Annotated in this window: 8 protein-coding genes and 5 pseudogenes; 5 read left to right on the top strand and 8 right to left on the bottom strand. The window is 55.4% G+C overall.

Annotated features, from left to right (window positions below; translation table 11 throughout):
- Both AB4Y42_RS40550 and AB4Y42_RS40545 read left to right on the top strand, forming a co-directional pair.
- Nucleotides 1-129 (top strand): transposase domain-containing protein (locus AB4Y42_RS40550; RefSeq protein WP_368697446.1); only part of this gene is annotated, 129 nt, incomplete at its 5' end.
- A 452-nt stretch (nt 130-581) separates the two neighbouring features.
- Nucleotides 582-1383: pseudogene (locus tag AB4Y42_RS40545) on the top strand (IS630 family transposase); the annotation flags it as partial.
- 299 nt (nt 1384-1682) lie between these two features.
- On the opposite strand, the gene AB4Y42_RS40540 reads toward AB4Y42_RS40545, so the two are convergent.
- Both AB4Y42_RS40540 and AB4Y42_RS40535 read right to left on the bottom strand, forming a co-directional pair.
- The gene (locus tag AB4Y42_RS40540) at nt 1683-2750 is read right to left on the bottom strand and encodes an IS110 family transposase (RefSeq protein ID WP_368697445.1); all 1068 of its coding nucleotides are present in this window, start codon (nt 2748-2750) and stop codon (nt 1683-1685) included.
- A 344-nt stretch (nt 2751-3094) separates the two neighbouring features.
- Nucleotides 3095-3640: pseudogene (locus tag AB4Y42_RS40535) on the bottom strand (IS5 family transposase); the annotation flags it as partial.
- A gap of 118 nt (nt 3641-3758) precedes the next feature.
- On the opposite strand from AB4Y42_RS40535, the gene AB4Y42_RS40530 reads away from it, so the two are divergent.
- On the top strand, nt 3759-4133 hold the full coding sequence (locus AB4Y42_RS40530; protein ID WP_368697443.1) for a transposase DNA-binding-containing protein: 375 nt from the start codon (nt 3759-3761) through the stop codon (nt 4131-4133).
- Nucleotides 4036-5090, top strand: a pseudogene (locus tag AB4Y42_RS40525) (MFS transporter); the annotation flags it as partial. The gene AB4Y42_RS40530 and the pseudogene AB4Y42_RS40525, both read left to right, overlap by 98 nt.
- Nucleotides 5091-5192: 102 nt before the next feature.
- Here AB4Y42_RS40525 and AB4Y42_RS40520 read toward each other — a convergent pair.
- From AB4Y42_RS40520 to AB4Y42_RS40510, 3 genes and pseudogenes are all read right to left on the bottom strand, one after another.
- Nucleotides 5193-5678 (bottom strand): annotated as a pseudogene (locus AB4Y42_RS40520) (IS5 family transposase); the annotation flags it as partial.
- Between the two features lie 44 nt (nt 5679-5722).
- Nucleotides 5723-5917, bottom strand: a pseudogene (locus AB4Y42_RS40515) (transposase); the annotation flags it as partial.
- A gap of 18 nt (nt 5918-5935) precedes the next feature.
- The gene (locus AB4Y42_RS40510) at nt 5936-6436 is read right to left on the bottom strand and encodes a hypothetical protein (protein WP_368697442.1); all 501 of its coding nucleotides are present in this window, start codon (nt 6434-6436) and stop codon (nt 5936-5938) included.
- Nucleotides 6437-6555: 119 nt separating this feature from the next.
- Here AB4Y42_RS40510 and AB4Y42_RS40505 point away from each other — a divergent pair, with 119 nt between their 5' ends.
- Nucleotides 6556-6978, top strand: coding sequence for a hypothetical protein (locus AB4Y42_RS40505; protein WP_368697441.1), 423 nt, complete (start codon nt 6556-6558; stop codon nt 6976-6978).
- 298 nt (nt 6979-7276) lie between these two features.
- On the opposite strand, the gene AB4Y42_RS40500 is transcribed toward AB4Y42_RS40505, so the two are convergent.
- The 3 genes from AB4Y42_RS40500 to AB4Y42_RS40490 form a co-directional block, all read right to left on the bottom strand.
- The gene (locus AB4Y42_RS40500) at nt 7277-8404 is read right to left on the bottom strand and encodes a porin (RefSeq protein WP_368697440.1); all 1128 of its coding nucleotides are present in this window, start codon (nt 8402-8404) and stop codon (nt 7277-7279) included.
- 21 nt (nt 8405-8425) lie between these two features.
- A complete protein-coding gene (locus tag AB4Y42_RS40495; RefSeq protein ID WP_368697439.1) occupies nt 8426-9823 on the bottom strand; it encodes an MFS transporter in 1398 nt (465 codons plus the stop codon).
- A 252-nt stretch (nt 9824-10075) separates the two neighbouring features.
- Nucleotides 10076-11542, bottom strand: coding sequence for a M81 family metallopeptidase (locus AB4Y42_RS40490; protein ID WP_368697438.1), 1467 nt, complete (start codon nt 11540-11542; stop codon nt 10076-10078).
- Nucleotides 11543-12025 lie beyond the last annotated feature (483 nt).

The raw sequence follows: 12025 nt of genomic DNA, 5'->3' as shown, positions 1-12025 counted from the left end.
CGATCGGCACAGCTCAACGGTCATGACCCGTATTGCTATCTGAAAGACGTCCTGACTCGCTTGCCGACCCAGCGCGCCGACAATCTCGCGCAGTTGCTTCCACATCTCTGGTCACCTACCACAGCCTGATCGACACGAATCCGTGCCCCCGGTGTGTTTGCCGGGTGCTTACCGCGTTCGGCGCGCGACTGAGGAAATCGTCCCGCGATGCATTATCCGCAATCGCATCGCGCGCGTTACCGTCATCGCAGTGACGATCTCACCCCCAGTTGTGACCGACATGACGTCCGTCTTCTAAAACGCAACTAACCATTTGAGTTGCTAGCATCTCACATCAAGCGCCCTCGCCACTTCACACGCCGAATGTCTTTAGAACGCGACTCAGTCGCCGATTAACAATCAGCACCATCCGTTGCAGTTCAGCCATCAGGCGATGGCGTAGCGCGCGGTTTGGACCTCCAGTGCGAGCCGTCGCGTTTCCGGGTCCCTGTGCTCCCTCCAGATCTTGCGCAGTTCGCGATACGTCGGCGTGACGAATGGCGGTAATCCGTAACGGCTCCGCTCCTGGTGCTCGCGTGCCTCCCGGCAAGCCACGTTCGATTGACGATGAGCGACTCGCCCAACTGATTCACAAGACCCTGCACACCAAGCCTGCGGACGGCTCCACGCACTGGAGCGTTCGTACAATCGCGGCCGAGACTGCCATCTCGCCAACGAGTGTGCATCGTTACTTCAAGCTGCTGGGCCTGCAACCCCATCGCAGTGAAAGCTTCAAACTCTCGACCGATCAATTCTTCATCGAGAAACTGCGCGATGTGGTCGGCTTGTACCTCAGTCCGCCGGAAAACGCGCTGGTGTTGTGCGTGGACGAGAAAAGTCAGTGCCAGGCGCTCGAGCGCACGCAACCCATGCTGCCGATGGGCTTCGGCTACGTCGAAGGCGTGACGCACGATTACGTGCGTCACGGTACCACCACGCTGTTTGCCGCTCTGAACGTGCTCAACGGCGCTGTACTCGCCACTTGCAAGCCACGTCACCGACATCAGGAATTCCTGTCGTTCCTGCGCGAAATCGACAAGGCTGTCCCGGTTGAGCTCGACGTGCACTGCATCGTCGACAACTACAGCAGTCACAAGCATCCGAAGGTCAAGGCGTGGCTGGCGACACGCCCCCGCTGGCACATGCATTTCATTCCCACCTACAGTTCGTGGCTCAATCAGGTCGAACGCTTCTTTGCGTTGATCACCGATAAAGCGATCCGCAGAGGTTCGTTCGGCTCGGTCAAACAGTTAATCAAGCGGATCGATCAATTCGTTTCCCACTACAACGAAAACTGCAAAGCCGTTCGTCTGGACCGCGACAGCCGACTCCATCCTCGAATAACTACACCGACTTTGTTCGCGAATCAGCGGAACTGGACACTGATATGTATTTGACCTGTCCACTGGTTTATAAAAGATCTTGGCTCGCACAGTGTGCAGGTAGCAGAACGGACGGCATGCCGACGGTTGATCAGTCTGATATGCGCGGGTTGGGTACCGCATGACAACCGATTCGTCGGGGAGCTGCCTCGCTCTAGATTCGAGGATCATTCCATTGCTGGATGCCTCATAGTGTCAACGAGGGTTCTCCCACCGTTGTCCATTCCGCTACCAACACACTGTATGCGCATGACGACGTCTCTAACGATTGGGCACAGGCTGGGGCAATGCCTGGCCTATTGCCCATATGAAGCCTGTCAGCTCGCGTGCAACTGCAGTACATGCCTGTACCTTGAGTTTGCCTTTACCCTCCATTAATCGATAACGCGCACACAGGCGTTTTTGTGCCTTCCGGGCAATATCCTGGACCGCTTCGCTGGTTCGCTCTGCACGGCGTTGCAGATGTGCGGTTTTCCTGGCTGGATGGCGATAGGTCCAAGACGCCTCGACCAATACCCGGCGCACGTGAGCGTTGCCGGTTTTGGTGATTGCGCCACGCGATTTGGTGGCGCCGCTGGAGTGTTCGCTGGGCACCAGCCCCAGATAGGCCATCAATTGCGGGGCACTGTCGAAGCGCCTCAGATCACCGATCTCTGCGACCACCGTCATCGCCGTCAGCAGGTTGACACCGCGCAGCGCCATCAGCCCTTCGATCACTGGCCAGAACACTGATTCGTTTGCCACGCGCTCAAGTTGCGTGTCCAGCCCATCGATACGCTTGCTGATCGCCTTGACCGTGTCAACATACTCCTGAAACACAATCTGCTGGACTGGTTGTCCGAATTTCTGTTGCTCCAGCCACCGATAGTGCGCCTGGGTCCAGTTGCTCTTGCCGCTGTAGCTCTTGCCATATCGAAGCAGAAAGGCAGATAGGCGTTGCTTGGCCTGACGCTGCAGGTGCTTCATGTCCTCGCGCGCTCGAGTCAGGTCGCGCAATCCTTCCTGCGCATCGTCGGGAACCCAAACAGCTGTCAGCTCTCCGGCCCGGTGCAGGCGCGCCAACATCAGACTATCGCGACGGTCAGTCTTGACCCGTTCGCCTGCTTTCCGTGGGATCAGGGATGGTGCGACAACCTGGCAATCCCATCCGAGATCGCTGAGCTGCCGGTAAATCCCGTATCCACACGGGCCTGCCTCATAACAGAACGAAAGATGCGCGTCTCCCTTTCTCAACTGCCGAACCAGCTTTTCGATCGCCTCCGAAGTATTCGCAATCTCGCCAACGTAACGAACTTCCCCTCCGTTCGCATCGGCCACAGAAACCGCAATCGTTGCCTTGTCACATCCAACCCAACGAACTTGCTAAACTGCTTCACGACCTGCTCTCCTCAATTGCGGCTCTGAGCCTTTGGTTTTTTGGAGCCTCAAGCTTAACCCGCGTCGCTTGAGGTGCAGCAGGTCCAATACATTATGTCTAGACCCTCACCACCCTTGTGCTGGCAGATTCCGCCTTCCCTCACGGGTCGGCGTACCGAAATCAATCGGCGGTTCATTGTCCCCAGAGCTTCACACCGAGCTGTTACCAGCTCCGCATGTCTGGGTAGGGAACCGTTGATGGAACAACCGGTTTAATCACAACGCTCATCTCGTTGAGTTAGACAGAAATTCAAGCGACTTTCAAGTCGCACGTGCGATTTCATTCCGAAATACCAGTTGCCGCCTTTCTGCGTCGAGTGCATTTCCGGATCCCGGGTGCCGGAACCGTTCTTTGTCGAACTGGGCGCGGCAATCAGGGTGGCGTCGACTGCGGATCCAGCCTTTAGCATCAAGCCCTTCTCCGTCAGGATCTCATTGACCAGTGCGAGCATTTGCGCGGCCAGCCCATGTGTTTCAAGCAGATGGCGGAAGCGGAGAATCGTGCTTTCATCCGGCAAACGCACCATGCCGCCGTCGAGACCCGCGAACTCGCGATACAGCGGCACATCGTACAGAGCCTCTTCCATTGCAGGGTCCGACAGACCGAACCACTGCTGCATAAAATGAATTTGCAGCATCGTCGCGATCGGGAAAGGCGGCCGTCCGGTTTTGCCTGCCGGATAGTGCGGCTCGATCAGCGCAATCAGCTTCGACCAAGGCACGACACGCCGCATCTCATCGAGAAATTCCCGCTTGCGCGTGCGCTTGGTTGACAGATCTAGGTCAAGACCCAACTGCGACATTACTCTTCTCCTCAACTAATTCGCGATGCTTCCAGGATAGCTGAACGGGGCGTCAATGCCAGGACTTTTGCAGACCTTCCTTAACTTTGGAGCCGTTCATGATCTGTGATGCCGGGCGTTGTCGCACACCCCTGACCTCGATGACTGGGCAAGTGAAGAGTTTGGTGCTGCCGAACTTGGCGACGCTCGCCTGACCAGACGGCTCGTGATGCTGCCGCGTAGGCTTTCGACGAGTCCGCATTGCTCCTTTCCGCAATCGTTCAATGCTTCTGAGCTGAAGGCGGCTTATCGGTTTTTCGATAACCCACAGGTGGATGTCGATGGCGTGCTGAGCGCGCACATCGGCCAAACGCTTTGTCGCATGCAGCAGGTGCCGATCGTACTTGCGGTTCAGGAGCAGCCTGGTCTTGTACCGCTTCGGCGCACGACGCTGGCTCGCTCGAATCGTGATCACGTGCGGCTTCTTCGCAGCGGGAACAGCGCTCGCTGTTAGCCCGAGAAGCTTTTACGTGATTCGGCTGCTCCTGGGCATCGGAGAAGCCGGTTTCTTTCCAGGCGTGATCTTCTTCCTCGCGGTCTGGTTCCCGGCTGCCTATCGCACGCGTGTGCTCGCATAGTTCACCGTCTCCACGCCGCTATCCGCGCTCGTGGGCGGGCCGCTCTCGGCGTGGCTGCTCCACACGGCGTCCTGGGACTGGCGGGCTGGCGATGGATGTTCATCGTTCAGGGATTGCCCTCGTGCGTGCTCGGTTTCCTGGTGCTGATGATGCTCGCAGACAATCCTGCCGACGCAAGCTGGTTATCGCACGACGAACGGCAAGCACTGCAAGACGCAACAGATCGGGAAGGCGCGTCGAGTCAGAAAAAGAAGGATTTCGTCGCGGCTTTGAAAGACGTGCGCATCTACATTCTGGCGATGATCTCTTTCGGCTTCACTATGGGCTCTTACGGCATCGGTATCTGGCTACCCCAGATGCTGAAAGTGCATGGAATGAGCGTGATGCAGACCGGCTGGATATCGGCCGTACCCTACTTCTTCGCCACCGTAGCGTTGCTCTGGTGGGCGAGGCGAGTCGATCGTCGCGGCGACCCGATCGGCAATCTCGCCGCGGGTCTACTGATCGCCGCGTTCGCGCTCGGAGTCTCGACGTACTTTCACCAACTGGTTTCGGCGATGACTGGCATTACGCTGGCTTTGATCGGCACGATTGCAGGCCGGACGATCTTTTATACGCTCCCGGCCCGGTTCATTTCCGGGCGGGCCGCTGCCGGCGGCCTGGTGTTCATCAACTCGATCGGTGCTCTCGGCGGCTTTGCGAGACCGTACCTCGTTGGATACCTCAAGGATAGTTTTGCTACGTTTTCGGCCGGGTTGACGGGTGTTTCGATCGTCCTGGGCGTCACGACCTTGCTGACCTTGTCCCTCTACGCCTTCGGTCGCGGAGAATAAGAGACCGTTTCCAAAAGACTGCTCGGCACGTCTGAAGATGTTCCAGCAGACGAGCGAGCAACCAAGTTTAAGGAATGCCTCGTGAATGTCGGCTCGACGCTCAAAGCGAATGCGAAGACGACGAAAATTGTGCAGCCATGCGTGAGTCCGCTCGACCACCCAGCGGAATTTGCCGAGTCCGCTACCGTGTTCCGTACGGCGCCTGGCGATCACCGGTTCGATACCGCGCGCACGAAGCCGCTCACGATGCGGCTCGGAGTCGTAGCCGCGATCTGCGTAGATGACCTTGGGCTTGCGAAGCGGTCGGCCGCGTACGCCGCGAATGGGCGGGATCGCGTCAATGAGCGGCAGCAACTGGGTAACGTCGTTACGATTCGCGCCAGTCAGGATTGCACTGATGGGCACGCCGTTGGCGTCGACGAGGATGTGATGCTTCGAACCTGGTCGCGAGCGATCGGTGGGGTTCGGGCCAGTTTTTCGCCCGCCCCAACGGCTCGCACCGAGGATGAATCGACCGCTGCCCGTGAGAAATCGAGTTCGCCGGCCTCGCGTAACTTGGCGAGCAGCAACTCGTGCAACGCGCTCCACACGCCGGCCTTTTGCCAGTCGCGCAAACGCCTCCAGCAGGTCGGCCCCGATCCGAATCCCAGCTTGGTTGAAAGGTCGCACCAGCGTATTCCGGTCTTGAATACGAACAGGATGCCGTTCAGCGCAGCCCGGTCTGAAATCGGAAGCCGCCCCGGGTATTTCTTGCGACGCGGCTTCGGCGGCGGTAGCAAAGGTTCGATCAATGCCCACAGTTCGTCATCAATGATCGGTGCGCCCATCCCCTTGGTTCCAGTTGTTCAGACGACCAAGGTTAACAGCTTGCCGAAAAGGTTAACAGCCCCCTTGGGGTCTTTTTGAAATGGTCTCTTAGTCTTGAGAAGGCGCATGCGACCGAGAGTCATCAACTTGCTCATCTCATCGAACACCGTCTTAAAATACGTGTGCTCGAGCGCCGGGACGAACTGACTGTAGCGAACCTCGTCGATATAGTCCTCCCGCTGCACCTCCTCGTAGCTGCTGTCGGGACGCGTCCAATAAATTCCACGAAGATTCCCCCCCGTGTACGAGCTTTCGTTTCCGGGAATCTGATTCAGGCAGATAGCATTTACACCCAGCCCGTCATAACTCACGATTCTCAGAACCTCTTCGTGCGCTGCCCGAAGCTTGTCGATATCAAATTTGACGGGTAGTTTCCGAAAGGCTTCGTTTGCACGGAAGCCCTTGATTCTAGGGTCGTTCAGATTCTGCGAGAGGAATTCCTTGAGCGGGTTCTTGTCGATGCTTGATGTAGTTTTCACTGCTGTCTCCAATCTTGTTGTAGATGAGAGCCAGCATAGAATCGAGGTGTCGATTCGGTCAAACGACAAAACTGAATGAAGCCTTGCGCTTAGCTCATCACCTCGACCAGGGATTTACAATGAAGCGCACGCTCCATACAAGTTTGGCGCAAAATGTATCGAAGATCGGGCTATTCGCCGCCAATCTCTCAGGGGACCTGTCACTTTTAAGGACGGATTTTCTCTTCGGGATCCGCGCTATCGGCACGTATAGGAATTACTGCAGGCAGGTGAACGACAGCATCGACATGCGATTCGGAACGGAAGAACCGTTGGCTCATGCAGACATGAGCCAAGGAAAGGCCCTCGCCCTTGCAGCGCGGCCTGAGAGATCTTTCCCGGATATGGGGTCCAGTTGCTCGCGGTTCCAGAGACGGCTCAGCTTCGGCGGTGACGATCGTCACGTACACCCCGCCTATGGCTGGTCCGGTGTGTCGTCCTATTTCGCGGTTATCTGCCACTCAGCAGGCGCAAACGGACCCGGCCGCTCGATCTTTCAATAAGCAACTCCATCGAGCCATTAACGCAGGCCGTCGCGCTTGAACCAACGCGATACAGGTTTGTTAGACGATGCCTAGGCAAGTAAAAACAGAAGTCACTAAAATTTGAAAGACCTTCTAGAAACATGGTTTTGTCCATTTTCTGACTGAATTAGTGCATTCGAGTCGACCTGAGCTAAACCCGGCCCACGATGGCCAGGTGGATCATAGAATCAACAATGATTGAGCGGTCGGAAATGCTTCCCCATGGAAGAAGCGTTTTGCGCCCCTCATCGCGCAGCGCCTCGTAGGCGAACTCCGATCAGAAGTAGTGGCGCATGCCGAGGATGACCGTGGTTTGATTCGATGAGCTCGACGTTAACGCGACTGCAGGCCGACCAAACGAGTTCGTGCCGGATGCATGAAGGTATGCGCTCGTCAAATACACCAATGTACTCTTCGAGAATAAATACTTTACGCTCGCTGAGACTTGACTGTAGTGAGCATCATGATCAGATTCATAGTCGAAACCCGCTCCGACAAAGAATGTTCCACTCATCGTGTACAAGACGTTGGCGTCATAGCCGTTGAAGATAAAAGTGCCTGACAGTGGCGTGCTTGACGTGCGGATCACATCCTCAAACCTCGTGTTTGAGTAAACAAAAGCCGCGCTGAAACCGCCCAACGCATAGAGAGCGCCAGCTGTAGCAATCTGGAGGCGACGCGCCGATGCAAACCCGCCAAAGACTGTATTTGTTAGCGGATTCGCCCAGGCTCCATTGAGAGTCGGACTGGTTGTCGCGCCGTAAATTGCCTGACCGGGATCGTTGACCCTGACAAACGACGCAGCTGCCGTCAGCGCGCCGTTTGAATAAGACCCACTGAACATATACGACTGCGAATTCGTAAAATCACCAGCAACATTACCTAACTTGTACATCGCACCTAACGTGACCCCTCCAAAATTCGGACTCACATATTTGACAGCATTGGCTGAGTTGTAGATCGCCCAAAGATTGTCTACATCGCCCGCATGTGCACCAAGTCCGCCCGTTAATCGGGAGGCGGTCGTAAGAGATCCCGTGCTTTCACGATCGAGGTCGAATTGCCGGCCCATCGTAATGCGGCCGAACTTCGCGCTATCAAAGCCGACATAGGCTTGGCGACCGAATATCTGGCTCGGACCTCCAAGGTTTCCCGTGTTCAGATCAAAGCCGTTTTCTAGTTTGAAAATTGCTTTGAGACCACCGCCCAGATCTTCAGCTCCCTGAAATCCCCAAAAACTTTGAGTAAGATTACCCGCGCGCATTGCAACCAGCGACTTGCCACCAACATTACTAGTGTATGCAATACCATCGTCGACCACACCATAGAGCGTTACAGAACTCTGCGCGTGAGCTGCCGTCGCACCTATCAATCCGGAGAAAAACATCGCTGTGGTTCGTTTCATTTTGGTTTTCGCCCTATTGTCTTATTGGGCTTCTATATCGTTGCTCGTCGACACTCCGGCATGGTGTCCGGTCGCGCCTCTGCCTATTCCTACGCGAATGGCTTCAGCATTCTCGAAACAAAAGATGCGTGGGAGTGCAAGGTAAAGAAACCCGGCTAGGAGCGCGAGCGCGCCGAAGAAATAGGTTCCGTTATTGATATTGCCTGTCAGGGACTGAGCGAGTGAAGATGTGAACGACCCGAGTATTCCGGCGAGCGCGCCGACCGAGTTAATCAACGCAAGGCCCGCCGCCGCCGCCGTTCCGGTGAGGATCTGATTAGGGAAAGTCCAATAGAGCGGGAACGACGCCATCAAACTGCCGACTGCGATCGTCAAGAACATGAAAGACAAAGAAAAATTCGTTGCCGTCAACGCGCTCACCATGAACGTGATACCAGAGATCACGAGAGGTAGCGCGGCATGCCACAGTCGCTCGCCGGTCCGCGCCGAATGTGATGCGTTTAGGAACATGCAGGGAATAGACACGACCCACGGAATCGCGCTGATCAATCCAATAGTTACCGTGTCGGTTATGCCGGCGTGGTGAATGATTGTTGGCAACCAAAACGACAGGCCATAGAAACCGGTATTGACGCCCAGGAGGATTAAGATAAGCATCCAAACACGCCCATCCAGAAAGGCGGCGAGCATGTGGGCCTGCTTGTGAGTTCGCTCCCCGCTTAGTGATGCGTTCAGAATCTGCTTTTCAGCATAATCTAACCATTTTGCCGAGCCAATGTCACGCGGCAGCCAGACAAAGATGACGATGCCCATGATAACCGCCGGCAGGCCTTCTAGCAGAAAGAGCCATTGCCAGCCCCGGAAATGACCGAACGCAGTTGAAACTTGGAGTAACCATCCGGAAATTGGACCGCCAAACATCAAACTGACCGGCAATGCTGCCAAGAAAATCGCAAACATGTTCGACTGCTTATTCGCCGGTATCCAGCTCCCAATATAGAAAAGCACGCCAGGCATGAAACCAGCTTCACAAATCCCGAGCAAGAATCTAAGCATGTAGAAGACTTGCGTCTGCGTGACATGCATGGACGCAGCAATGGGCGCGACGAACATCATTGCCATCGAGACGACGCCCCACGTGATCATGATCCGTGCAAGCCAAAGTCGTGTACCGACCCTTCGCAAGATCAGATTGCTGGGCACCTCGAATACCATGTAACTAGCAAAAAAGATGCTTGCGCCGATCGCGTACGTAGCGTCCGTTAGACCCGTATCTGCGGCCATCTGCAGTTTGGCAAAACTAATATTTATCCGATCAAGATAAGCGACGATAAAGGACATGAAAAACATCGGCATGATTCGCACCGACACTTTCCTACATACCCTGTCGAGCATAGATTTCGCGTCAACTGTTGCCAAGTTTTTCTCCTCAAGCGGTTTGCGCCTTTCACTTCCGGTTCTGTAAATGGACAATCTCTACAACGATATTCGACGTACGGCAAGTACAAAGCATTCGAAGCAAAGTCTCAATTACCTCGTACTACTATATAATATTGGCTATTCTGTGCCATCGCTTTCAAAGAAGGTTCGCGTGAACATTCTCAAAAGATAGGTACTCGCGTCGTCTTCACGCAACGACGCGCGTATCCCCTAAACCACCATCACGCCAAGCTAGTACGCTACAGTAGCGTCGAGGGGGTAGGTAGGACGTTTAACCAGTTTGTAGGAATAGCGACTCAAGTCTTGACTCATCAGTCCGGGGCTGTCGGCCAGATAATCGCGCTTAACGATTCCAGCAAATCCTCCTCGCCATTTATTGGTCGATTTGATGCCAAGGATTTGGTATCGAGCTACGTCGATGCCGTGGATCAAGAAGATCTCCGGCTCGTAGACTTGATGTCGCTCCGAAACGACGACCACGTCGATATTGTTGATCTGTAACCTCGCAGTCTTTCCTACATCAATTTGCTTTCCCCAGTTTTCGGGAGACCGTCGAAGAAAACGGCCATCAGTCAGGGCTTTCACGTAGGCTACGCATGGGATTGGTCGACCGTGCATCCCATCCGTTTTACCGCCCAGCTTTACTTCGATCGTGCTGCCAACTCCGGCGCGATGTGCTGCGACGACAACATCTGGATCGCGAATAGCGGCATAGCAAGCGTTGTCTAGCCTTGCCTCGAGCATGGCTTCTAAGAGGAAAGTTCCGTCTCCTGGGCAACCACCGCCCGGATTGTCGGCACCATCGAGGACAACTGCGGGAAATTCCCCCTCCCCTCGCGCCAAGGCGATCGCTTCATGTGTTGTCAGCGCCGTCGCACGGATTTCTTGTCTTGCGTTCCAGACGAAGCGTCCGACACGCTGCGCCGCCTCCCGCGCCTGACCAGCGTCGCCATCAGAAATTGCAAGAATCGAGGCTCCCGCATTAGGAGAATCGGCGTATGGGAAACCGTGGAAAAAGGTGCAGGTGATCATGCCACGTTCTTTTTCAATAGACCGGCACATACTGTTCACATCCGATGCTAGCCCGTGCATCGTTGTGATTGGCGCAAGCAGGAAGGGAAGCCTTTCCACGTAACATTTCGGGTTGATGCTGCCTGTGACGAGCTCAGGTAGTAGAGCGACTGCGTCTTGGCCGCGCTCGAACATGTCATCATGCGGGGAATTGTGGACACAAAAAGCAGCGTCGACGGAGTCGAAAAGTCGCGAGTCAAGGTTTCCATGCAAGTCGAGCGTTACCACAATTTTTATCTTGGGCCCGACGACCTGTCGGACTCTTTCGCAAATGTCGACCTCGATGTTCTCAACACCTCGAGCGATGCCAGCGCCATGCAGTGCTAACGCAACCGCGTCCACTGGAAGCGACCTTTCGATCTCAGCAATGAGATCATCAGTCAAACGCGTATATGCATCGGCAGAGATGATCCCGCCTGGTTCAGTGCTTGCATGGATTGTGGGAACTATTGTTGCGCCCAAATCCGTCGCCACATCCAACATGCCGCCGACGTAAGATCTAACGCCTTGATGTGCCTGTATGATGTCAGTGCCACGTTCAACTTTGAAGTCGGTAAGCTGAACATCAATGGTTTGGAAGGTATTCGTCTCATGCTGGATCCCACCAACAGCGATCTTTAGGGGCATTGCACACATCTCCTGTTAATCCTTTTTCTGAACAGATTGCGTAGCCACTAGGCGGTCTCGAACGTCCACGGGCATGCTTTCCATGGCAGCGCCGTTACGCCAACGCGTCGCTGCTCGCTACCCGAGGCCCTTATCGGCAACGCGAGGCTTGAACTACGTCGTGTTACGCGGCGGGCACTGGGCACTTCATGTTCTAATGTACGTGCTTGTGTCACACAGCGATGTTATCCACTACGGTTGTCAGATCGCAGTGGCGCCAATAAACGGTAGATGCCTTTCTCTGCGCAGAGTGACGACGCAGCTTGCAAAACGACGAAACCGAGAGTTGGAAGCGTATGAGATATGTTGGTCAGCCAACGAATGTCGGTGTCGGCTGCTGCTTCCAGAAGGCCGCATGCTCGCCTGCAACGGTACGACACCTAGCACGCGCAGCGGCTCCGAGCGGGTACGACCGCACCGCAGAGGATCTTGTCGATCCCAGAG

This window comes from Paraburkholderia sp. EG286B, assembly GCF_040965655.1.
Lineage (GTDB): Bacteria > Pseudomonadota > Gammaproteobacteria > Burkholderiales > Burkholderiaceae > Paraburkholderia.
The sequence above is the reverse complement of the archived record's forward strand: the minus strand, read 5'-3'. Positions and strand labels throughout refer to the sequence as shown.